The sequence below is a fragment of the Microbacterium mangrovi genome, assembly GCF_000802305.1.
Classification (GTDB): Bacteria; Actinomycetota; Actinomycetes; order Actinomycetales; family Microbacteriaceae; genus Microbacterium; species Microbacterium mangrovi.
Map to the genome: position 1 here is coordinate 36,336 of NZ_JTDK01000008.1, position 22,553 is coordinate 58,888.

At 71.1% G+C, this 22,553-nt stretch carries 19 protein-coding genes; 10 read left to right on the plus strand and 9 right to left on the minus strand.

Going from position 1 to position 22,553, the window contains the following annotated elements; all coding sequences use genetic code 11:
• Positions 1-29 precede the first annotated feature (29 nt).
• Complete coding sequence (locus tag LK09_RS09710) at positions 30-1,946, minus strand: M60 family metallopeptidase (protein WP_039398741.1); 1,917 nt, start codon at positions 1,944-1,946, stop codon at positions 30-32.
• Between the two features lie 227 nt (positions 1,947-2,173).
• Here LK09_RS09710 and LK09_RS09715 point away from each other — a divergent pair, with 227 nt between their 5' ends.
• Entirely contained in the window at positions 2,174-2,899 is a 726-nt protein-coding gene (locus LK09_RS09715; RefSeq protein WP_039398743.1) for a GNAT family N-acetyltransferase, read from the plus strand.
• 16 nt (positions 2,900-2,915) lie between these two features.
• Here LK09_RS09715 and LK09_RS09720 read toward each other — a convergent pair whose 3' ends face one another.
• Entirely contained in the window at positions 2,916-4,232 is a 1,317-nt protein-coding gene (locus LK09_RS09720) for a M20/M25/M40 family metallo-hydrolase (protein WP_039398745.1), read from the minus strand.
• A 177-nt stretch (positions 4,233-4,409) separates the two neighbouring features.
• Here LK09_RS09720 and LK09_RS21755 point away from each other — a divergent pair, with 177 nt between their 5' ends.
• Positions 4,410-4,559, plus strand: a complete 150-nt coding sequence (locus LK09_RS21755; protein ID WP_197061015.1) for a hypothetical protein — start codon at positions 4,410-4,412, stop codon at positions 4,557-4,559.
• Between the two features lie 17 nt (positions 4,560-4,576).
• On the opposite strand, the gene LK09_RS09725 is transcribed toward LK09_RS21755, so the two are convergent.
• The 3 genes from LK09_RS09725 to LK09_RS09735 all read right to left on the minus strand — a co-directional run bounded on the left by LK09_RS09725 (position 4,577) and on the right by LK09_RS09735 (position 7,236).
• Complete coding sequence (locus LK09_RS09725) at positions 4,577-5,329, minus strand: DUF72 domain-containing protein (protein WP_052226633.1); 753 nt, start codon at positions 5,327-5,329, stop codon at positions 4,577-4,579.
• 99 nt (positions 5,330-5,428) lie between these two features.
• Positions 5,429-6,049 (minus strand): response regulator, encoded by a 621-nt coding sequence (locus LK09_RS09730; protein ID WP_039398747.1) that lies wholly within the window; start codon positions 6,047-6,049, stop codon positions 5,429-5,431.
• On the minus strand, positions 6,046-7,236 hold the full coding sequence (locus tag LK09_RS09735) for a sensor histidine kinase (RefSeq protein ID WP_039398749.1): 1,191 nt from the start codon (positions 7,234-7,236) through the stop codon (positions 6,046-6,048). The genes LK09_RS09730 and LK09_RS09735 overlap by 4 nt, the downstream gene beginning before the upstream one ends.
• Positions 7,237-7,385: 149 nt before the next feature.
• On the opposite strand from LK09_RS09735, the gene LK09_RS09740 reads away from it, so the two are divergent.
• The 3 genes from LK09_RS09740 (at position 7,386) to LK09_RS09750 (ending at position 10,313) form a co-directional block, all read left to right on the plus strand.
• A complete protein-coding gene (locus tag LK09_RS09740) occupies positions 7,386-8,465 on the plus strand; it encodes an ABC transporter permease (RefSeq protein ID WP_039398751.1) in 1,080 nt (359 codons plus the stop codon).
• The gene (locus LK09_RS09745; protein WP_039398753.1) at positions 8,462-9,160 is read left to right on the plus strand and encodes an ABC transporter ATP-binding protein; all 699 of its coding nucleotides are present in this window, start codon (positions 8,462-8,464) and stop codon (positions 9,158-9,160) included. The genes LK09_RS09740 and LK09_RS09745 overlap by 4 nt, the downstream gene beginning before the upstream one ends.
• 61 nt (positions 9,161-9,221) lie before the next feature.
• Positions 9,222-10,313, plus strand: coding sequence for a phospholipase D-like domain-containing protein (locus tag LK09_RS09750; protein ID WP_039398755.1), 1,092 nt, complete (start codon positions 9,222-9,224; stop codon positions 10,311-10,313).
• A gap of 169 nt (positions 10,314-10,482) precedes the next feature.
• Here LK09_RS09750 and LK09_RS09755 read toward each other — a convergent pair whose 3' ends face one another.
• Positions 10,483-11,337, minus strand: a complete 855-nt coding sequence (locus LK09_RS09755) for a helix-turn-helix transcriptional regulator (RefSeq protein ID WP_039398757.1) — start codon at positions 11,335-11,337, stop codon at positions 10,483-10,485.
• 85 nt (positions 11,338-11,422) lie between these two features.
• Between LK09_RS09755 and LK09_RS09760 the strand changes: the two genes are divergently transcribed.
• The 5 genes from LK09_RS09760 (at position 11,423) to LK09_RS09780 (ending at position 17,227) form a co-directional block, all read left to right on the plus strand.
• Complete coding sequence (locus LK09_RS09760) at positions 11,423-12,355, plus strand: SDR family oxidoreductase (RefSeq protein ID WP_039398759.1); 933 nt, start codon at positions 11,423-11,425, stop codon at positions 12,353-12,355.
• Positions 12,356-12,500: 145 nt separating this feature from the next.
• The gene (locus LK09_RS09765; protein WP_052226634.1) at positions 12,501-13,649 is read left to right on the plus strand and encodes a M20 family metallopeptidase; all 1,149 of its coding nucleotides are present in this window, start codon (positions 12,501-12,503) and stop codon (positions 13,647-13,649) included.
• The gene (locus LK09_RS09770) at positions 13,642-14,430 is read left to right on the plus strand and encodes a hypothetical protein (RefSeq protein WP_052226635.1); all 789 of its coding nucleotides are present in this window, start codon (positions 13,642-13,644) and stop codon (positions 14,428-14,430) included. Before LK09_RS09765 ends, LK09_RS09770 begins: the two co-directional genes overlap by 8 nt.
• The gene (gene menC, locus LK09_RS09775; protein WP_039398761.1) at positions 14,427-15,545 is read left to right on the plus strand and encodes an o-succinylbenzoate synthase; all 1,119 of its coding nucleotides are present in this window, start codon (positions 14,427-14,429) and stop codon (positions 15,543-15,545) included. The genes LK09_RS09770 and menC overlap by 4 nt, the downstream gene beginning before the upstream one ends.
• 92 nt (positions 15,546-15,637) lie before the next feature.
• On the plus strand, positions 15,638-17,227 hold the full coding sequence (locus LK09_RS09780; RefSeq protein ID WP_039398763.1) for a PucR family transcriptional regulator: 1,590 nt from the start codon (positions 15,638-15,640) through the stop codon (positions 17,225-17,227).
• Between the two features lie 31 nt (positions 17,228-17,258).
• Here LK09_RS09780 and LK09_RS09785 read toward each other — a convergent pair whose 3' ends face one another.
• The 3 genes from LK09_RS09785 to LK09_RS09795 are packed head-to-tail and all read right to left on the minus strand — an operon-like array spanning position 17,259 to position 22,536.
• Positions 17,259-19,349 carry a prolyl oligopeptidase family serine peptidase gene (locus LK09_RS09785; RefSeq protein ID WP_039398765.1) on the minus strand — a complete coding sequence of 697 codons (2,091 nt, stop codon included), beginning with the start codon at positions 19,347-19,349 and terminating at the stop codon, positions 17,259-17,261.
• A complete protein-coding gene (locus LK09_RS09790; RefSeq protein ID WP_197061016.1) occupies positions 19,346-20,701 on the minus strand; it encodes an erythromycin esterase family protein in 1,356 nt (451 codons plus the stop codon). The genes LK09_RS09785 and LK09_RS09790 overlap by 4 nt, the downstream gene beginning before the upstream one ends.
• Positions 20,674-22,536 carry an ABC transporter substrate-binding protein gene (locus tag LK09_RS09795; protein WP_039398769.1) on the minus strand — a complete coding sequence of 621 codons (1,863 nt, stop codon included), beginning with the start codon at positions 22,534-22,536 and terminating at the stop codon, positions 20,674-20,676. Before LK09_RS09795 ends, LK09_RS09790 begins: the two co-directional genes overlap by 28 nt.
• Positions 22,537-22,553 lie beyond the last annotated feature (17 nt).

A 22,553-nucleotide genomic window follows, 5' to 3' on the forward strand; every position in this document is an offset into this window, starting at 1 on the left:
TGCGCGACCACACCGCCCCACCCGCTTTGTCAGTTCGGGTATTTCGCGAGCGCGGCCTTCGTTTCCGCGTCCGGCTTGAGACCCCACTTGCTGAAGAACGCGGTGAGGTTGTGCCCGGAGGCCTCGCCCGCGGTCACCATGAAGTACTGCTGCATCGCCACGGTGCCGCTCACCTTGAGAGTTCCGGCGTCGACCCGTTCGCGGTACAGACGGCTGAGCTTCGCATAGAAGCCGATGCCGTACTGGTCGAAGAGCTGCTCGAACATCCTGAGCTGGATCTTCTTCGCCGTGTTGAAGTCGCGCTGCTCTTCCGGGAGCGCCATGAACTCGTCAACCTCGGGTTGGTGAGACGGCGGACCGGAAACGCCGAAACCCTCCAGAACGGAGTGCGACGCGATGTTCACGGTCACCTCCGTCATTCCCGACCACCGGTACTGCGGCGTCTGGTAGGTGTGTCCGATCTCGTGCCAGAGCCCCCATTGGTTGTCGATGGCCTGGGTGAGCACCTGGTTCGCGACGCCCCCGTTCACCTGGAACGTCACGTGGTCCTGCGTCGCGGACGCCCCGCCGGCGCCGGTGTCCGGGTTCGCCATGAAGACGCGCGCGAGCGACTTGCGGTTGAGGCCCGTCTCCGACACCGACAGCCCGTACGTGCGGTCGATGCGGGCGACCGCGTCATCCCACGACTGCACACGCCCAACGGTGACGCCGGCGAGCCGGGGAACCAGGAAGCGCCGCTGGAATGCCGCGACCAGGCGCCTCCCCTCGACGACGGTCAGGGGCGACTCCGGGAACGCCGCCAGGTCACTCTTGAACTGCGCTTCGGTGGTCTCGCCCAGCACGAAGCTCGGCACGGCGACGCCGCCGGAGACCGAGACTCTGGTCGCCGCCGCAGACGTGTTCACGAGCGAGACGAGGCCGTCGATCGGCGCCGTGATGGTCAGGGGCCGGTCACCGGGCACGGAGACGTACGAGAGCGCCTTGCTCGCCCCGCCGTTGATGCCGGTGTGCGGGCCGTACTGACCGATGGCGACCTTGAGCCCGGACGCGCCCTCGGCCGGCGTGACGGTGATCTTCTGACCCGCCGTGACGTAGCGGCCCGCCGGCTCGAGCACACTGTGCCGGAACCACCGGTTCTCACGCTTGCGGTCCGCTTCCGCGTCTCCGCGCGGAATGACGGTCAGCGACGACGAAGCCTTCTCGACCGTCAGCTGCGGACCGGGGCCGGCAAGGTCGACGTGCGCGATCACCGTCCCGTCGACGGTCATCTCGAGCGTCTCGTCCGGTGCGTATTTCAGGGTGCGCTGAAGGGCGACCGTATCGCCCTGGCGGCGGTGGCCCATGTAGTACGAGACGCCCTTGACGGTCGAACCCACGTACCCGCCGTCCACCGTCACCCGCACCTTGTGCGCCGACTCGAACAGGGCGCGCGGCATGGTGACCTTCAGCGTGCGGCCGCCCACCACCTGAAGCGTCGGCGCCGCGCCGTACATCACCGTCGAGGCGACGGTGCTCGCCGTCGACGCGTTGTACCCACCGCCCGGCCGACCCGCGACCCGTTGCACCTCCACACGCTGACCGAACGCCGCCTTGCGCGTGGCGGTGACCGTCGCCACGCCATCGGCGATGGACACCCGCGAATAGTAGGCGACGCCCTTGTACGTCTCGCCCGCGTATCCGCCGCCGACCCGCAGCATGACGCGCTGCGCCGACCGGAACAACGCCTCCGTCATGCGATAGCGCACCGTGCCGTCGGCGTCGACCGACACCGAGACGGCGTCGGTGGTCGCAGTCGCCGACGCCGCCGCGGTCGACACGGCGTGCGAGGGCTCGGCGGCCATCGCCGTCTGGCCCCCGGCCACGAGCAGGGTCGCCCCGAGAGAGAGCGTCAGGGCGCCGGCGGCGCAGCGACGCGCGCCCGCCCTGGTGAGGATTCGTGAGGTCATGATTCTCCTTCAGCCCGATCGGTTCGAGCGACCCGAGCGTATGTACGGAGAAGCCCCGGCGATCTCCGGTCGGGCGGAAATGAGTAGTCGAACGGCGAAATTGAGTACCGATTGGGTTTGCACGTGCGCACGGCAGCGGACCGGATCGTGACGTTGCGTGGCGGTCCTGTTTCACGCCGTGACGATCGCCGGTTGCACGGTCGCGGCGGCTGGCGAAGAGTGGCCGGATGCCCCACCCCTCCACGGCCGTCCCGCTCGACGTGCCCCTTGCGGACGCCGAGGTCCTCGACAACGCGCAGTGGTCCGCGCTCACCGGACCGCAGGCATCCTTCGCGATCGGCGGAGATCTCGTTCGTCGCTATCCGGAGGATGTCGCGCCGTTCGTCGCCGTGCGCACGTGGGATGACCCGGCTGTGTGGGACGCGCTCGTCGACCTGGTCGGGCCCGGTGCGGAGTTCGGCCTGTCGGGATACGCCGGACAGCTGCCCCCGGGGTGGGAGCTCGTGAGTCACGGCGAGGGGGTGCAGCTCGTGGAGACCGCGGCCCTCGTGCCGCGGCCCGACGAGGAGGTGGTCGTCCTCGGTGCTGACGACGTGCCCGAGATGCTTGCGCTCGTCGAGCGCAATCAGCCCGGACCGTTCCGGCCGCGCACGTACGAACTCGGGCGGTACATCGGCATCCGCCGCGGCGGCCGTCTCGTCGCGATGGCGGGCGAGCGCGTCCGGCCCGAGGGCTGGACCGAGATCAGCGCCGTGGCCGTCGACGTCGGCGAACGGCGCAAGGGTCTCGCGTCGCGGCTCGTGCTCGATGTCGCCTTCCACATCCGCCAGCGCGGCGACCGGGCGCTGCTGCACGCCGCGGCGGCCAACGTGGGGGCGATCGCCGCCTACGAGCGGCTGGGCTTCGCGCTGCGCCGGCGCAGCCGGTTCATCACCGTGCGCACGCCGGCATAGCGCGCTCCGGGTGCGGTCACTGCGCGCGCAGGATGCGCCACGTCGCGCGTGCGCTGAAGCGGAGCGCGTCAACCGGCACGCGCTCGTCGGCGGCGTGGAACTCTCCGAACACGTCGAACCCGTCGGGCACCCGCAACGGGACGAAGCCGTAGCCGCGGATGCCGAGGGACGCGAGGTGCTTGTTGTCCGTCGAGGCCGGCAGAAGATAGGGCACGACGATCCCGCCGGGGTCCTCGATGTCGACCGCGTGCTGCAGGTCGTCCAGCAGCGGCACATCGATGGGCGCCTCGGTGGCCGACCACCACCGCCCCCACGCGATCTCCACGTCGTCGCCCGCGATCCGTTCGAGCTCTTCGCGCAGAGCCTCGTCCTGCCCGGGCAGCACGCGCAGGTCGAGCCGCGCGGTCGCCTCCGCCGGGATGATGTTCGTCTTGCCCCCGGCCTCGAGCACCGTCGGTGTCGCCGTGTTCCGCAGACTCGCACCGATCAGCGACGACACGAATCCCAGCTGCTCCAGGTCGGCGTCGAGATCCGCGTCGCCGAAGGCGAGGCCGCGCTCGCGACCGACGATGTCGAAGAATCGCTGCACGGCCGGGGTGCGCACCACGGGGAACGAGTGGCGTCCGATCGCCGAGACGGCATCGGTCAGCCGCACCACGGCGTTGTCGAGCGTCGGCCGGGATCCATGGCCCGCGCGTCCGCGCGCGGTGAGCGTCGCCCAGGCGACGCCCTTCTCACTCGTGGCGACGAGATACCCGCGGCGATCGTCGCCGATCGGCACGGAGAACCCGCCCACCTCGCTGAGCGCTTCCGTGGCACGGGCGAACAGATCCGGACGGTTGCGGACGAGCCACCGTGCTCCCCACACTCCTCCGGCCTCCTCGTCGGCGAAGAACGCGAACACGAGGTCGCGCCGCGGAACGACGCCTTCCCGGCGCAGCGCCCGGGCGACCGCCAGCAGAACACCGGCGAAGTTCTTCATGTCGACCGCCCCGCGCCCGTAGAGGAACCCGTCGTGGATCTCGGCGGCGAACGGCGGATGCGTCCAGTCGTCCTCCACCACCGGCACGACGTCGAGGTGCGCGTGCAGGACGAGGGCACCGGCATCGCGATCCGAACCCTTCAGCCGGGCGACGACGTTGCCGCGCCCCGGCCGGGTCTCGATGAACGCCGTCGCGTATCCGGCATCCTCCAGGCGCTCCTGCACGTAGCGCGCGGCACGCGTCTCGCCGTCGCCGATCGTCTCGGCGACCCCCGTGTTCACGCTGTCGATTCGGATGAGATCGCGGATGAACGCGACGGCTTCGGTCTCCAGCAGGGCCAGGTCGGTCATGCCGCCAGAGTAGGCGGGCGGCATCCAGCGCGCCTGTGCCGGACGACTCGGGGTGACATGCGAGCGACGCGATTCGTAACGTGGCGAAGCATCCACCGCGTCTCCCACGCACGTCAACCCCCTCAACGCCCACCGGACGTTCTCCGTACGCTCGGGGAACCGAACAGAGGAGACATGATGGGCGATCCGAAGAACACGCAGGGCACCCCCGGGGCCGACGAAGAAGCCGACACCGCATCCGGCGGCGCGCCCGAGAAACCCGATGAGGACGTCGAGAAGACCACCGACGACGACGGCAAGCCCCTCGAGAACCCCTCCGGCGGCTGAGCGTCAGGCCGGCGCTCTCACGACAGGCGGTCACGGAGCCGCCGGGCATCCCTCACCGCGTAGCCGGAGTCGTCGTTGTTGAAATAGCAGAGCACTGCGTGACCGGTGGATCGCCACTCGTCGATCCGCTGCGCCCACCAGTCGAGGTCTGCGTCCGAGTAGCTCCCGACGTACAGCCGCGAGCGGTCGGGCCCGTGCATCCGCACGTAGACGAGGTCGGATGTCGCCCGCAGCTCGCAGGGCAGCCCGGCTCCGCTCATGACGCAGTAGGCGGCGTCGTGGCGTTCCAACATCCGGAAGACATCGTCATCCACCCAGGACGGATGCCGGAGCTCCACCACGACGCGGGCCTCCGCCGGCATCGCCGCGAGTGCGTGCTCGAGACGATCGTCGTCGCGCTCGAGGTCCGGGGGCAGCTGAAGCAGCAGCGGGCCCGCGCTCGACCCGAGCGCGGCGAGCCCTTCGGCGAGCCGGGCGGCCCACGACTCGGGGGACGCGAGCTTGCGCGCGTGCGTCAGCCCTCTCGGCGCCTTCACCGCCACGATGAACCCGTCCGGGATCTTCTCGCGCCACCGCCGGAAGGCCTCGGGTCTCGGCCAGTGATAGAAGCTCGCGTTCAGCTCCACGGTGTCGAACGCGGCCGCGTACACCTGGAGCCGACGGTCCCCCGTCCCCTTCGGATAGAGCACCCCGCGCCAGTGGTCGTACGACCAGCCCGAGGTGCCCACACGCACCTCGCCGCGGTCGATGTCCAGTCCTCGCAACGGCATGTTCGCGAGTGTCGTCCGGGCGGGGCCGGCCGACGAGGGGCTTTCGTCGTCGAAGTCCCCGTGGTACGGCTCGCGCCCGCGCCTGACGACGACCGTCGCTCAGCGCAGCACGCCGAGGTTGCGTGCGGCCGACACGGCGGCGGTGCGGGATGCCACGCCCAGCTTCGAGAACACGTGCGTCAGGTGCGACTTCACGGTCGCATCCGTGATGTGCAGGCGCGCGGCGACCTCCGCGTTGGAGGCGCCCGCGGCGACGAGCTGCAGCACTTCGATCTCCCGAGCGGACAGACTGACCTGGGGTGCCCGCACCCGCTGCATGAGGCGTCCTGCGATCGCCGGGGCGAGCGCGCTCTCGCCGGCTGCGGCGGCCCGGACCGCGGCCACGAGGTCTTCGGGAGGAGCATCCTTGAGCAGGTAGCCGCTGGCCCCCGCCTCGACCGCCCCGAGGATGTCGCCGTCGCTGTCGTAGTTGGTGAGGACGAGCACGTAGGGCGGCGCCGGGAGCGCCCGGATGCGACGGGTGGCATCGGCCCCCGTCGTGTCCTCGCCGAACTGCAGGTCCATCAGCACGAGTTCGGGAGCGAGCGCTCCGGCGAGGTCGACCGCCGCGTCCGGGGTGGACGCCTCCCCCACCACGATGATGTCGCTCTCGCCCTCGAGGAGCGCGCGGATGCCGGCCCGCACGACGGGATGATCGTCGGCGATCACGATGCGGATCATGGCTCACCCCGCGGGAACGTGACCGTGATCGACGTCCCGGAGCCCGGTGCGCTCTCGACCGCGAGCGTCCCGCCCAGCTGATCCACGCGCTCGCCGATCGCCCGCAGCCCGAACGAGTCCGACGCGACCCGGTCGCCCACCGCGGCGGGGTCGAACCCGACTCCGTCGTCGGTGACGGTCAGGCGCACGTCCGCGCCGGATGCCTGGACGGCAACGATCACGCGGGATGCCTCGGCGTGCTTCACCACGTTCGCCACCGTGCTCTGCACGATGCGCAGCAGTGCGGTCTGGACGTGCATCGGCAGGTCGAGGTCGGCAGGCATGTCCACCTCGACCCGCAGGCCGTCGGTCGTCCACTCCCGCTCGGCCAAGCGCAGCACCGCCCCGCGGAGCCCCTCGTCGAGCGCCGGCGGCGCGAGCTCGCGGATGAACCGCCGGGTATCGGCGAGGCTTGCGGCCGCGGTCTCGCGGGCCAGCCGCAGGTGCTCGGCGCCGGGCCGGTCGCCGTCCGCGCGCTCGGCCGCATGCAGCAGCATCTGGATGCTCGACAGCGACTGGGCGACGGTGTCGTGGATCTCCCGGGCGAGGCGGGCGCGCTCCGCGAGAACACCCTGCTCCCGCTCGGAGGCGGCCAGGCGATCGCGCGTGGCGAGGAGCTCGGCGAGCAGGGCCTCGCGCTCGGCGGCATCCCGCGCGAGCTCCTGGTACCCCAGCCCGATGAGCAGAGCCACCGCCGCGCCGATGAGCGGCCCGACCACCCCGCCGATGCTGAACCCGCCGTGCAGGCCCAGCGCCAGGATCGCGACGCCGGTCGTCACCACGACGAGGATCGGGCCCCACGGCGCCGGCAGCAGGTGCAGGTACAGGAAGAACAGCGGGAAGACGAGGTACGCGGACTCGGGCACGAGGAACAGTAGCGCCACCCACACGACGGTCAGCACCATCAGCCACACGATGCTCGCCGTGCGCCGTCGTGCCACCGGCATCCGGATCACCCAGATCCCGGCCAGATACACGAGCCCGAGCAGCACCGCGCAGCCGAGTCCGAGCCAGCGCAGCGGCGGCTCCAGGAGCACGATCCGCACGATGACGAACACCAGGAGAACCGCGAACAGCACGTGGAGCCCCAGCCGCAGCGCGAAGAACACGCGCGTGAGGTTGTGGTGCACACCGGGCTGCTGGGTCATGTCGCGTCCAGGCTACGGGGCGCGCGTCCGCGTGGCATCAACCGAAAGTCGGAGTCGAAGAGCAACCTCGCCGCCGATGTCGGAAACGCGTGCGATCGCGAGGCTGGAAGGGATGGTGCGCGACCCTGCGCACCACGGAAAGGACTCCCGTGTTCGTCGCCTGGCGCGATCTGCGCTTCGCCCGGGGGCGGTTCGTGCTCATCGGATCCGTCGTCGCCCTCATCACCCTCCTCGTCGGATTCCTCGCCGGACTCACCGGCGGGCTGGCCGCCCAGAACGTCTCCGCCGTGCTCGCGCTGCCGGGCGACCGCATCGTGCTGCAGCATCCGGAATCGGGCGCGCCGAGCTTCGGCGAGTCGTCGATCGATCAGGATGCCGTGGCCGAGTGGCGTGCGGCTCCCGGCGTGACCGACGTGCTGCCCGTGGGCATCGTCCAGGGCAAGGCGAAGGCCGGCACCACCACGGCGGGGGTCGCGCTGTTCGGGATGCCGCACGGAGCGGCGGCATCCGTCGTCACCGACCTCGTGCCCGCCGGCGGCGACGAAATCGGCCTCTCCGCCGGCGCTGCGAAGGACCTCGGCGGTGTCGTCGCGGGCGACAGTATCAGCATCCTCGGCACCTCGTTCCGGGTGGCCTCCGTCGGGGGCGACGCCTGGTACAGCCACACGCCCGTCGTGGCGCTGACCCCCGACGCCTGGACCCGGCTCGACAAGGGCCTGGGCGGCGACGGATCCGCGACCGTGCTGTCGGTGACGGGCACGCCGGACTGGGCCGCAGTCTCGGACCGCACCGACACGGTCGCCGAACCGCCGCTGCAGAGCCTCACCGCGCTGGAGGCCTTCAAGTCCGAGATCGGGTCGCTCGGGCTCATGATCGCGATGCTGTTCGGAATCTCGGCCCTCGTCGTGGGCGCGTTCTTCACCGTCTGGACGATGCAGCGCTCCGGCGATGTCGCCGTGCTCAAAGCCCTCGGCGCGACGACCGGCTCGCTCATCCGCGACGCCCTCGGGCAGGCCCTCGTGGTGCTCGTCATCGGGATCGGGATCGGGATGCTCGCCGTCACCGGCCTCGGGATGCTGGCCGGCGGAGCGCTGCCGTTCCTGCTGAGCCCGCTCACCACCCTGGTGCCCGCCCTGGCCATGGGCGTCCTCGGTCTCGCCGGCGCGGCCGTGGCCCTGCGCACCGTCACCAAGTCCGACCCCCTCACCGCCCTCGGGAGCAACCGATGATCACCCTCGACGACGTCACCCTCACCTTCCCCGACGGCGCCTCCCGCGTCACCGCGGTCGACCACGTCACCCTCGTCGGCCGGGCCGGCGTGCTCACCGGCATCACCGGGCCCTCCGGGTCGGGCAAGTCGAGCCTGCTCGCGCTGGCGGCGACCCTCATCCGGCCCGACTCCGGGCGCGTGATCGTCGACCACGTGGATGCCACCACTCTGTCGCGCGAAGAGGCCACCGCCCTGCGCCGCGAGCGCATCGGAATCGTCTTCCAGCAGTCCAACCTGCTGCCCTCCCTCACCGCGCGCGAGCAGCTCCTGGTGATGGGCGAGCTCGGCGGCCGCGGCGCATCGGCCCGGCGACGGGCCGTGCGCTCACGGGTCGACGAGCTGCTGGATGCCGTCGGCCTGGGCGACCACGCGGCCAAGCGTCCCGCCCAGCTGTCCGGAGGGCAGCGGCAGCGCGTCGCGATCGCTCGCGCCCTGGTGCACGAGCCGCAGGTGCTGCTGGTCGACGAGCCCACGAGCGCGCTCGACCAGGAGCGGGGCGCCGAGATCATGCGGCTGATCGCGCGACTCACCCACGAGCGCGAGACAGCGACCCTGCTGGTGACGCACGACCTCGTGCACGACCACCTCCTCGACGAGCTGGTCACCGTCGTCGACGGGCGGATCGTGCCGGCGGCGGAACCGGTCGCGGTCTGACAGCAGGCCGCGCCGACACGCCCCCTTGCGGCCGTGACCGGATCGGCGTTGGCTGTGGCCTGTGACCGACGACATCCAGGTTCAGCTGCTCCGAGACACGACCCACGGCGGATCCGCCGATCAGCCCGGCGAGGTGGCATCCGCGCTGGCCGCCTTCGTCGGGGCCGCGACATCCACCGTGGATGTCGCGATCTACGACTTCCGCCTCGTCGATCACGGTCTCGTCGCAACTGTCGTCGGCGCGTTCGCCGATGCCGTGTCCCGCGGCGTGACGGTACGGATCGCCTATGACGCCGGCAAGCCCGCAGACGGTGGCGCCGCAGAGTTCGCCGCACTCGGGGCGGACCCGGCGCCGGTGGGAACGGGCGCCTGGCTGACGCAGAACCTCGGGGGAACCGGCGTGCAGCTCACGGCCATCGATTCGGCACCGCACCTCATGCACTCGAAGTACATCGTCCGCGACGCGGCAGACGCGGCCACCGCCGCGGTCTGGATGGGTTCGACCAACTTCACCGACGACGCGTGGACGCTGCAGGAGAACAACATCCTGCGCATCCCGGACCAGCAGATCGCCGCCGGCTATTCCGCCGACTTCGCCCAGCTGTGGGAGACCGGCAGCATCAAGGGCACAGGAAAGGGCGACACCACCGGCAGCACGGATGCCCTCGGATGGGATTTCAGCCCCGGCGACGGGCCCGCCATCGACGCCGCACTCACCGCCCGCATCGACGCGGCCACCACCGACATCCGGATCGGCACCATGGTGCTCACCAGCCACGCGATGCTCGCAGCCCTGGCGGCAGCCGTCGACCGAGGTGTCTCGGTCAGCGGTGTCTACGACGCCGGCCAGATGGGCCCGATCGTCAAGAAGTGGCGCGCAAGCTCGAACGACGCCGCCATCGTCGCGGACTGGGACAAGGTCTCGGCGAAGCTTTCGGCGAAGCATTCCACGCCGTACTCCCCCACCGGGCCGCACGACTTCATGCACCTGAAGGTCATCGTGACCGACGGCATCCTCTCCACGGGCAGCTACAACTTCTCCGCCAATGCCGAGAAGAATGCGGAGAACCAGGTGCACACCACCGACGCGGCGCTCGTCGCGACGTACGCGCAGTTCCTCGACGACGTGGCGGCGGTGTACGCCTCATCCTGACGGTCAGCATCTCAGGTACTGACGGACATGACGAAGCCCCCGCGCGACCTTGTCGCTCGGGGGCTCGCTTTGGTCCTTCAACGACTGGGGCTCATATTCTGCATCCTTCCCTCGGGGACAGGGGTAAAGGCGAATGTAGTCCGCCCGCAGAGCCCGCACAATACCCGCCTCAGAATGCGGCCGGCGAGCGCGATTCTGCCCCGATGACCGACAGCAGCCGCAGCTTGTCGTGGCTCTCGCTGCCCGGGACGGCCGTGTAGACGAGCAAGAAGTGCCCCTCGTCGGGGTCGAGGAGCGTCTGACAGGTCAGCTCGAGGGCGCCGACCTGCGGGTGCACGAAGTGCTTGACCGGTCGCGGGCGCAGGCCGATCTCGTGCGCGTCCCACGCGGTGCGGAACTCGGCGCTGCGTTCGTACAGGTCGTCGGCGATGCGCACCGCCCGTGATCCGGGCCCGCGTCGCGACACGACGTCGCGCAGCCCCGACACCCACAGCCGCGTGAGAAAGGCGCGGTCCGCCGGAGCGTACAGGAGGCGGGCATCCGGATCGGTGAACCAGCGGTAGGCGAGACTGCGTTCCAGGCCGCGATGCGCGGCGGCGTCACCGGTGAGCGCGATGCCGAGCGGGGTCTGCGCGAGCGTCTCGCCCAGTTCGGAGACCACCTCGGCCGGGGTGTCGTGGAGCCGGTCGAGGATGCGGAGCATCCCGGGGCTCACGTGCGTGCTTTCGCCGCCCCGCGGCGGCGGAGAGTGCCCGGCGAGACGGAACAGATGATCCCGTTCGTCGAGAGAGAGGTGCAGGCCCTGCGCGATGGCGGCGACCATCTGCGCGGACGGCTGCGGGCCGCGCTGCTGCTCGAGGCGCGCGTAGTAGTCGGTCGACATGTGGCTGAGCTCGGCGACCTCCTCGCGGCGCAGGCCTTCGGTGCGGCGGCGCTGTCCCCGCGGCAGGCCCACGTCGTCCGGCTGCAGCGCGGTGCGCCGCAGGCGCAGGAACTCGGCGAGCCCCGGCCGATCGATCTCCATGTCCCCATTGTCGAGGGGACGGCGCCCGCGATCCACGGATCACCGAACCCTGGATACGCCGCCGCGCCGAGGGGAACGTGGAGGGATGCCCCAGACCATCGATCCCACCACCCCCGATCTGACCGGCCGTCGCGCCCTCGTCACCGGCGCGAGCGACGGCATCGGCCTCGCCATCGCCACCCGGCTCGCCGGGGCGGGCGCGCACGTGATCATGCCGGTGCGCAACCCTTCCAAGGGCGAACGGGCCATCGCCCGCATTCGGGAAACCGTGCCGGACGCATCCGTGTCGCTGCGCGACCTCGACCTCGCATCGCTGGCGTCGGTCGCCGCGCTCGGCGACACTCTGATCGCCGAGGGACAGCCCATCCACCTGCTGATCAACAACGCGGGCGTGATGACGCCGCCCGCGCGCGCCGTCACGGAGGACGGATTCGAACTGCAGTTCGGCTCCAACCACCTGGGCCATTTCGCTCTGGTCGGTCACCTGCTGCCGCTGCTGCGCGCGGGACGCGCCCGCGTCACGTCGCAGATCACCATCAGCAGCGGACGACTCAATTGGGACGACCCGAACTGGGAGCGCTCGTACAGCCCGATGGCGGCCTACAACCAGTCCAAGACGGCACTCGGGCTCTTCGGCCTCGAACTGGACCGTCGATCCGAAGCGCACCGCTGGGGGATCACCAGCAACCTCGCCCACCCGGGCATCGCACCCACCAGCCTGCTCGCCGCCCGCCCCGAGGTGGGCCGATCGCGCGACACCGCCGGGCGTCGCGCGATCGGCTGGATGTCACGACGCGGCATCCTTCTCGGGACCCCCGAGACCGCCTGCCTGCCCGCGGTGTACGCAGCCACCTCACCTGACGCTCTCCCCCGGCACCTCTACAGTCCGCGCGGTCCCGGTCATCTGGGCGGCACTCCCGGCGAGCAGAAGCTCTTCCGGCACCTGCGCGACCCGGAGGATGCCGCCCGCCTCTGGCGTGTGTCCGAAGACCTGACCGGGGCCTGGTCTCGCGTGTGACAGAGGGCGCACGCGGCCAGATGACCCGAAACCGCATTCATCGGAACGACCGAACGGCGACGCCTCTTTTCGGTGGTGCCGACAGTCTGGCCCCCGTCGATGCTCTGCAGGATGGTCTCAACCTATCCGAATCCCAGGAGCATCGATGTCTGCAGTCCCCGAAGCGGCCCTCCGCGAGCACGTCCTCGACACTGCCAGGATGACGGCCGACACCCTGGACCTCGTCGGATGCGAATCTCCGTCTGAGGACCGTGGCGCCCTCGCGCGGAGCGCCGATCTGATCGACGCTCTCGGCGTGCGCTACCTCGGCGAGCCCGCGGAGCGCATCGAGGTCGACGGCATCACGCACCTGCGCTGGCGTTTCGGCTCGTCGCCGCGCGTGCTCGTCCTCGGGCACCATGACACCGTCTGGCCCCTGGGCACGCTCGAGACCCACCCCGCGCGGGTGCAGGCCGGTCGCCTGACCGGCCCGGGGTCGTTCGACATGAAGGCGGGACTGGTCATGGCGTTCCACGCCCTGGCCGCACTCCCCTCCCGCGACGGCGTCACGCTCCTCATCACGAGCGACGAGGAACCGGGCTCCACGACCTCCCGCGCGCTCATCGAGACGGAGGCGCGCGGATGCCGGGCCGCGCTCGTGCTCGAGTCGGCCGGACCCGGTGGCGCGCTCAAGACGGAGCGGAAGGGCGTCTCCCGGTATGAGGTCCATGTGCACGGCCGTGCCGCCCATGCCGGGCTCGAGCCGGGTCGCGGGATCAACGCGACGCTCGAACTGGCTCACCAGGTTCTCGCGATCGCGGAGATCGGCACTCCCTCGCTCGACACGACCGTCACGATCACCCGTGCGGAGTCGGGGACGACATCGAACACCGTCCCGGCGCGCGGGCGCTTCTTCGTCGATGTGCGGACGGCGACCGCCGCGGAACAGCGAAGGGTGGATGCCGAGATGCGGTCGCTCCGGCCACGAGTGCCCGGAGCATCGGTCCGCGTGACCGGTGGCGTGAACCGCCCGCCTCTCGCTGCAGACGCCTCCGGTGCGCTCTTCGAACGCATCAACCGCATCGCCGTCGAACTCGGACTGCCCCCGCTCTCGGGCCTTGCGGTCGGCGGAGCATCCGACGGCAATTTCACGGCCGGGGTGGGCACCCCGACCTTGGACGGGCTGGGCGCGGTCGGCGGCGGAGCCCACGCCGACGACGAGCACGTGGTCGTGGCCGAACTCGCGCCGCGCGCACGGCTGCTGTCCGCGCTCATCGCCGACCTGCTCGCCGAGACGGGTCACGCCGGTGCGTGACGCCGAGACTCCGGCGGCCGCGGATGCCCGCTCGGCCGCACTGCGCGCGGGGGTCGCGGTCGTCGAGCTCGACGACATGCGCGCTTTCTCGGATGCGCGCCGGCTGTATGAGGCGGTCTGGCGTGCCGGCCCGACCGGGTCTCCGGTGACCGCCGACATGCTGCGCGCGATCTCGGCGTCGGGCAACCCGGTGCTCGGAGCGTACGACGGGCAGGTACTCGTCGGGGCGTGCTTCGGATTCTGCTCCCCGCCGGAGACGGGGAATCTGCACAGCCACATCGCGGGCGTGCACGCGCGGATGCAGGGCCGCAGCATCGGATTCGCCCTCAAGCTCCATCAGCGCGCCTGGGCGATCGACCGCGGCATCCGGACCATGACCTGGACCTTCGATCCCCTGATCCGCCGCAACGCCGTCTTCAATCTCGTCAAGCTCGGCACCGAGGTCGCCGCGTATCTGCCGGACTTCTACGGCGACATGGACGACGAGGTCAACCGGAGCGACGCGAGCGACCGGCTCCTCGTGAGGTGGCAGCTGCACCGGCCGCTTCCGGGACCGGATCCGATGCCCCGGGCCGCCGAACCGATGATCCCGGTCGCGGTGCCCGCCGACATCGAGGCCCTGCGCCTGGCGGATCCCGTGGCCGCCGCGGGGTGGCGCAGCCGCATCCGCCGCGAGCTGGGCGACCGGCTGGCGGCGGGCGCCCGCGTGCGCGGCTTCGATCGCGACGGCCACTACCTCATCGCGCCGGCGCATCCGGCTGACAGCAAGGAGAGCGCATGAAGCTCGTCGAGATCGAGACCCGCATCGTCCAGATGCCGCTGGTCGCCCCGTTCCGCACCTCGTTCGGCACCGAGACGGTGCGCGAGCTGCTCGTCGTGCGCGCGGAGACCGAGGATGCCGTCGGCTGGGCGGAGTGCGGGACCAACGAAGCACCGCTCTATTCCTCGGAGTACACCGCAGGCGCGTCCGCGGTCATCGAGAAGTTCTTCGTCCCGGCCCTGCGCACCGCGCAATCCGAGATCGGCGCGGACTTCGACGCCCATCGCGTCGGATCGATCCTGTCGCCGTTCAAAGAGCACCGCCTGGCGAAGTCGGCGGTCGAGACCGCGCTCCTGGACGCACAGTTGCGCGCCCAGGGCGTGACGTTCGCCTCGGCGCTGGGCGCCGTGCGGGACCGCGTCCGGTGCGGTGTCTCGCTCGGCATCGCCGCCTCGACCGAGGCGCTCCTGGACGACGTCGCCGCGGCCCTCGACGCCGGGTACGTGCGCATCAAGCTCAAGATCGAACCGGGGTGGGACGTCGCCCCGGTGCGCGCGGTGCGCGAGAGGTTCGGAGACATCGACCTGCAGGTCGACGCCAACGCCGCCTATCGACGCGGCGACGCGGGGCACCTCGCCAAGCTGGATGCGTTCGACCTCACGCTGCTCGAACAGCCGCTGCCCAGTGACGACCTGCTCGGGCACGCGGCCCTGGCCGAACGGATCGCCACGCCCATCTGCCTCGACGAATCGATCACCTCCAGCCGCGCCGCGGCAACGGCGATCGCGCTCGGCGCGTGCAGCATCGTCAACATCAAGCCCGGCCGCGTCGGCGGCTACCTCGAAGCGCGGCGCATCCACGACCTGTGCGCGGCGCACGACGTTCCGGTCTGGTGCGGCGGGATGCTGGAGACCGGCATCGGGCGGGCGGCGAACGTCGCCATCGCCGCCCTGCCGAACTTCCTGCTTCCCGGCGACACGTCCGCGTCGGAACGCTACTACGCCGTCGACCTCACCGAGCCGTTCCGCCTCGACCACGGCACCATCGCCGTGCCCCAAGGACCGGGAATCGGCGTCGATCCGCTTCCCGACGTCCTGGAGTCGGTCACGGTCCGCCGCGAACGCTTCGCCTGCTAACCTCTGCCGCGGGAGCTTCCGCCTCTGACCTGGAGGACACAATGACGACCCCACGTCGGCCGACGCACCGGCCGCAGACGAGCCTTACTCGGGTGCTCGAGGAATTCGGCACGACGCTGCTCGGCGTCGCAGCCGGCGAGATCACGTACCGCAGCGTCGAGGCGATCGTCATCCACGATCCGCTCGATCAGCCGGAGTCGCCGCGCGGCGCCCTGGTGCTGGGGGTGGGCGTCAGCGACCCCGCCGAGGTCGCACAGATGCTTCCGCGTCTGGGGCTCAGCGGCGCGGTGGCGCTCGTCGTGCGCTCCCCCTTCGCCGCGACGCCGGAGGTCGCCGCCGCGGCCGCCGCATCCGGCGTCGCGGTGCTCACCCTCACCCGCGGCACGGCCTGGGCGCACCTGGCCGGCCTGCTCCGTGCTCTGATGACCCCGGGCGACCCCGACGACGCCCGTCCCGTCACGTTCGGCGGCATCCTCGCCGGCGACCTGTTCACCGTGGCGAACGCCATCGCCGCCCTCCTCGGCTTCCCCGTGTCGATCGAGGACCGCTACGCGCGCCTCGTCGCCTATTCGGCGCGGCACGACGGGCCGGAGGGGCGCACCTCCTCCGGCGCGGTCCCGCCGCAGTACACGCGCATCCTGGAGGAGCGCGGGCTCTTCCAGGAGGTGTCGCGCAGCGAGCGCCCGGTGCTCGTCTCGGAGCTCGTCGCCGAGATCGACGCGCGCACGGTGCTGGCCGTGCGCGCCGGCGAGGAGGTTCTGGGAACCATCTGGGTCGCGACCGACCAGCCGCTCTCCGAGGAGCATCTGCTGGCGCTCCACGACGCGGCCAAGCTCGTCGCCATGCACATGGTCTGGCAGCGCACCGATGCGGATGCCGAGCGGCGCCGACGAGCCGGGCTCCTGCGCACCGCGCTGGACGGCGGCACCGACGCGCCCGAGGCCCTCCAGCGACTCGGGCTGCGCGACGAGAACATGGTGGTGCTCGCACTCGCCCTCATCGATCCCGCGGCGGGCGAGGCGACCGGAGCCACTCCCGACGCCACCTCCCCCGCGCTACTCGCCGCCGAACGCAAGCGCGTGGCGGATGCCTTCGCGGTCCACCTCGGTTTCGCCCACCCCCGAGCGGTGACCGGGCTCGTCGGCGAGGTCGCCTACGGAGTCCTGCCGACCGAGCAAGACGGGTCCGCCGTGCGGCTGGGCACCGAATTCCTCGCCCGTGTCCGGTCGACGCAGCGCGCGGTCGTGGGGATCGGCCCGATCTCGCAGGGAGCATCCGACCTGGCACGCTCGCGTGCCGGAGCAGACCGCGCACTTCGCGTGCTCCGTGCGACGCCCGGCATCCATCGCGCGGGCCCGGTCGTGAGGTTCGAGGACGTCCACGCCGAAGCGCTGCTGCTCGAGCTGCCCGTGCCGGCGCGCGATCTTCCGTCCGGTGCCATCGCCCGGCTCGCGGAGTACGACGCCGAGCACCAGAGCGCGCTGATCGACACGCTGCGCGCGTGGCTGGACGCTTTCGGGGATGTCGCGATCGCATCCGCGGCGATGTTCGTGCACACCAACACCTTCCGGTACCGGCTGCGCCGCGTCGCGGAGGTGGGCGGAATCGATCTCGACGATCCGGAAGCCCGTTTCGCAGCGATGCTGCAACTGCGCCTGCTCGCGCTCACGGCCGATCGGTAACGCGGCCGCGAGCGCGAGCGAGCGACCCGGGTCAGGCCGGTCGAGCGCCGAGCCGCAATGCGCCTGCGAGCACTGCCAGCCACTCGGCATCCTGAAGCGAGTGCACCTCGGGGCTCGTCGCGCCGCCGTGCCCGGCGTTCTCGAAGACGTGCAGCAGGATCGGCGCGTCGCCCAGCTGCGCAGCCTGGAGGCGGGCGGCGAATTTGCGCGCCTGCCAGGGCGGGCAGCGCGGGTCCGTGGCGCCGGCCTGGATGTACACCGTGGGAAAGCGTCCCGGAGCGATCAGCTCGTACGGCGAGATCCCGGCCAGGCGGCGCACGTCGCCCGGATCGTCGGGGTCGCCCCACGCCTTGCGGATCACGAACTCCAGGTAGGGGTGGCGGATGCCGCCGATGAGGTCGAGAAGCGGCGCCCGGGGCAGCACGGCGGCCCAGAGGTCCGGTCGCCGCGTGACCGCCACACCGCACATCAGACCGCCGTCCGAGCCGCCGGTCAGCGCCAGACGCCCGGGGTCGGCGATGCCGTCGGCGAGGAGGCGCTCCGCCACAGCCACGAGGTCGGTGTCGCGAACATGGCGCAGCTCGCGGTGCGCGCCGCGGAACCAGTCGCTGCCGAGCTCGCCGCCTCCGCGCAGGTATGCCTGGACGAGGGTCCCGCCCATCGCGACGTAGGCGGCCAGGTCCCCCTGGTACTGCGGCAGCAGCGGCACGTTCGCGGCACCGTACGCGGAGATCAGCACCGGGGCCGGTCGTGTGCGGTCGGCGCCGGCCGGGCGCACGACGTGGAACGGGACGGCAGTTCCGTCCGACGCCACCGCCTCGCGCAGCTCCACCGTCGCCTCGAGGGTCACCCGGGGTGGACGAAGCGTTTCCGGCGCATCCATGCCCGGCTTGTGACGGTAGACGCCCCACGAGGTCACGAGGCTCGAGAAGGCGAAGACGAAGCCGTCCTGCTCGGTGGCCGGCGCGGTCGTCGCCAGCGCGGTCAGGGCGAAGAAGGGCGCACCGATCGCGCCCTCGCCCGGCAGCGGCACGGCCCCGAGGTCCGCGCCCTGCGCGTCGATGACGCGCAGCGTGGCGACGGTGCGGTCGAACCCGCTGAGATACAGGGACCGGCCCACCGGGGTGATCGACCGCAGCACGGTGTCGCTCTGCGGCACCAGTTCCGTCCACGTCCCGGGGTCGGCGGGATCGGCCGCGGTGAGCGGGATCGACACCACGCGCCCGCGCGGCGCATCCACGTCGGTCACCGCGATGTAGGCGTCGCCGACGATGTGCCCGGCGACGGTGCCTCCCGGTCCGAGCGGAAGTCCGGTGACGAACGGTCGCCAGGTCGCGCCTTCGACGCCGCTCTCGCGCACGGCGACCGGCGCGGGGCTGCCCAGCCGGTGACTCGCGACGGTCCATCGGCCGTCAGCCGAGCACTGGAGCCGCGTGTACTCCCGGGAGCCGTCCGGGATCGGGACGTCCTGGACGGTCGTCGGCCCGCCGACGCGGTGTTCGAACACGGCCTGCGCGAAGTCCTCCGGCTCGCCGGTGAGGGCGAAGAAGGAGAATCCCCGGCTGTCGGGCCACCAGCTGACCCCGCCCGCCCAGGCGCTGTGCAGGACCTCGGACGGCCCGTCGGCGCGCAGCAACCCGGAGGCGACCTCGACGAGGTGGATGCGATTGTGCTCGCTCCCGTCGGTGCACACGCCGATCGCGAGCAGCGTGCCGTCGGGGGCGGGCGCCAGCCAGGAGAGCGTGGGGCCGGGGGCATCCGGATCCTGCCCCGGAAGACGGAAGACATCGAGGTCGATGAGCTCGCGGCCGGGTCCGTACGGCGTGGACGACACGCAGACCGTGGTGCGGTGGCCGCCGGACTCCGCACGGAACCACTGCCCGGCGGCAGGGACGGGAAGGTCGGGCCGTGCCCCGTCGTCGTACGTCTCGATGAAGGCATGCGCGTCGTCGAAGCGTCCGTGCGCGGCGATGGTCCGTGCAGCCAGAGCCGCCTGCGCCCGCTGCCACGCGCGCACCTCGTCATCGTCGGCTTCGAGCCAGCGGTACGGATCGGCGATCCGCACACCGGCGGGTGCCGAAAAGGCGTCGACGGTGCGACTGACCGGATAGTCGACGGTCATCGCACCGCCTCCACGGCTTCGGCATCCGGGACGCCCATGCCGAACTCGGCGCGAAGGCGCTCGAAAGCACCGGGCACGCGGCGCGCCTCGTGCAGGTGCACGAGTGCGTCGAACGTCGCGGGGAAGTCATCGACCGGGTCGAGGTCGCCCCCGGCGAGGATGCCGACCGACCCCGCCACGGCCTGTGCGAGCGCGGCATCCGGCTGCGCGCCCGAGTCCGCGGGCGCGTCGCCCTCGCGAAGATCCAGCAGGACGGCGTCGTGGGCGGCCCCGTCGTCGAAGCCCGGCCGAAGGGCCTCGATCGCGGCCTCGATGCTGCCCGGGACCGGTCCGCGCTGGTCGAGGTGGACGTCGCAGTCGAACGGCCGCGCCGAGCGCGGGACGAAGCGCACCAGCGGGCCGTAGGCATACGACGTCGCGATGACGCGGTAGCCCTCTGCGAGCTCGCCGTCCAGCAGCGTGCCCATCGTCGGCCTGCCCAGGAACGCCGTCCGCCGCACGTGCGAGTTGTGGGCCAGGACGATCGTGCGACCGTATTGCGCGGCGATCCACAGCACGGTCTCGGCCATGAACCGCTCGCGGGGATAGATCTCGGGCGCATCATCGACCGTCCGGAGCACATCGAAGTCCAGCTCCGCGAGATACGCGCGCAGCGAGGCGGCACTGCGGTGCGCGACGGCGTCGGCCCCCGGATCCCGTTCGACGCGGCGGATGAGCCCGTCGATGTCGCGAACCAGCGCCGCCCGCTCCGAGTCCGTCATCCGCCACGTCCGCACGGCGGCCTCCGTGCGGGCCCCCAGATCGGCGCGAATGCGGAGGTCGGCATCCGTCGCGTGCGGACGGATCCGGTCGAGGCACACCTCGACAGCCGGCCCCGGTGACGTGGACGACCCCGGCAGATCGGTGCCGACCACGTGCACCCGCCGATCGGGGTTCGCGCGGTTCCACTCCCGCAGCCAGCCGAGCATGCGCTGGACGGACGGCGAGGCGCCGAAGTTGTAGGTCATGCACCGCTGCGCGATGGCGCCGAGGTCGGCGTCGGCCCCGGCACCGCCGATCCAGGCATCCAGTTCGAGGGACTCGGCGAACCCCGACTCCAACGCGATCGCCGCGATCGCCTGCGAGCCCGGGCCGTCATCGGTCACGAGAGCCCGCACGATCGCATCCTGCAGCGTCTGCACGTCCGTGACACTGTGCGCGGCCTCGCCGACGGCGATCACCCGGCCGCCCCGTCCGAGCGCGCGCACCGCTTCCGCGTCGCCGACGGCGATCGACGAGGGGTCGATCGCCGCGGCCGCGAGACTGCGGAGCGCGCGCACCCGCACTATTTCGTCTCCTTCGTGAAGTACCACTGCTCCGGAGTGTAGATATAGCTGAGCATCGCCTGGAACGTCTCCGGCGGCCCGCTGAGGGTCTTCTTCCAGATGACGAGAGTGTCCGGCGTCGGCATCCACAGCGCGGGCAGATCCTTTCCGAGCAGTGTTCCCTCGGTGCTCAGGGCCTTCGCGTCCAGGCCGAACACCGACGCCGTGATCGCCTTGTCGGCGGCCGGGTTGCTGTAGCTGCCCAGGTTGAAGCTGCCGGGGGTGTTGAAGACGGTGTTGCTGGTGGGGTAGCCCGCGGCGAGGTAGAGCCCGCCGACATCCTGCATCGCCCAGTCGTTCGTGTTCGCCGGCGCCCACGTGTTGCCGTAGTTCGCGTACATGTAGTTCAGCGACTTCGTGACGACCTTGACGTCGATGCCGAGCTTCTTGGCCGCCGACGAGAAGGCGAGGTCGCGCGACCCGACGTAGGCGGGCGTGTTCGCCGAAGCGAGCGTGAAGCTGATCTTCTGCCCCTGGGGGATGCCGGCGCCGCACTGGTTCTCGCCGGTGCCCGGGTCGGCGCACGTCGTGCCGGACGCCGCGACCTTCCAGCCGTGGTCGGTGAGCAGCTTCTTCGCCGCCGTCATGTCGAACGGGTAGGGCGCCTTGTCGCCGTACGCGGTCGGGAAGGGCGAATTCGCGCCCATCGGGCTGTAGTTCTCATCGCCCGCGCCGTCATAGACGCCGCGGCTCTTGACGTATCCGGGCTGATCGATGAGGTGCTGCAGCGCCTCGCGCACGTACCTCTGCGCGATGACCTTGTCGAAGCCGTTCACGGTGTTCTTGAAGTTGATCGTGAGCGAGTCGAATCGCGCCGGGGCCGGCGCGCCGTAGACGTTGTAGCCCTGCTTCTGCAGTGCCGGGATCTGGGATGCGAACGTGGAATCCAGCGAGCCGACGGTGAGGTTGCCGGCTTTGTACTGGTTGAGCACCGCGGACGCCGACGTGAACGCCTTGAAGTCGACCTCGGCCAGGGTGTTGCCGCCCGGGCCGCTGTACTTCGTGTTCGGGGTGAGCGAGTACGACCCGGTCGCCGGCTCGAACGACTTCAGCTGGTAGGGCCCGTTGACGATCTTCCACAGCGGGTTGGTCGCGAACGTCTTCTGGTCGGACGACTGCTTGGTCAGGTAGTCGTAGATGGCCTTGGCATTGGCCGGCGTGGTGAAATCGAGCACCGGGCCGCCCGTCTTGGCGATGCTCCAATCGGCCGACGGCATGATGTAGATCAGTTCGAGCAGCGACAGCAGGTACGACGGGTTGTAGGCCTGATCGAGCGTCAGCACGACCGTGTCGGCATCCGGGGTCGTCACGGTGACGCCGTCCGGGAACTGGTGCGGCGTGTAGAAGCTCCAGTTCGCCGGGCTCTCCGCGATGGCCGCCTTCAGAAGTGCGAAGGAGAACGCGACGTCCTTCGAGGTGACCGGCCGGCCGTTGGACCACTGGAACTGCTTCAGCTTCATGGTCACCGTCTTTCCGTCCGAGCTGGTCTGGGGCAGCTCCGCGAGGCTCTGGCTCGCGTCGACGACCTGGTCACCGCTGCCGCTGGGCCGGTAGAGGGCGCGCCACAGGATCCCGCGGGCGATCACGGTGCCGTTCACCGCCGCCGGAGGGTACGGGTAGATGTAGTTCGGGGCGAGGCCGGGCGTCATGGCGATCGTGGCCACGCCGCCCTCCGTCGGACTGCCGGAGGCCTTCGGCAGGGTCTTGTAGGCGGCCTGGTCGGTCGTTCCGGAGTTCGACGCGGTGCAGCCGGAGAGCAGCAGTGCTCCCGCAGCGACGAGCGCGACGGCGAGACGCGCACCGCGGGGGGTGGGTGTGGACATGGAGGGTCTCCTGGTGT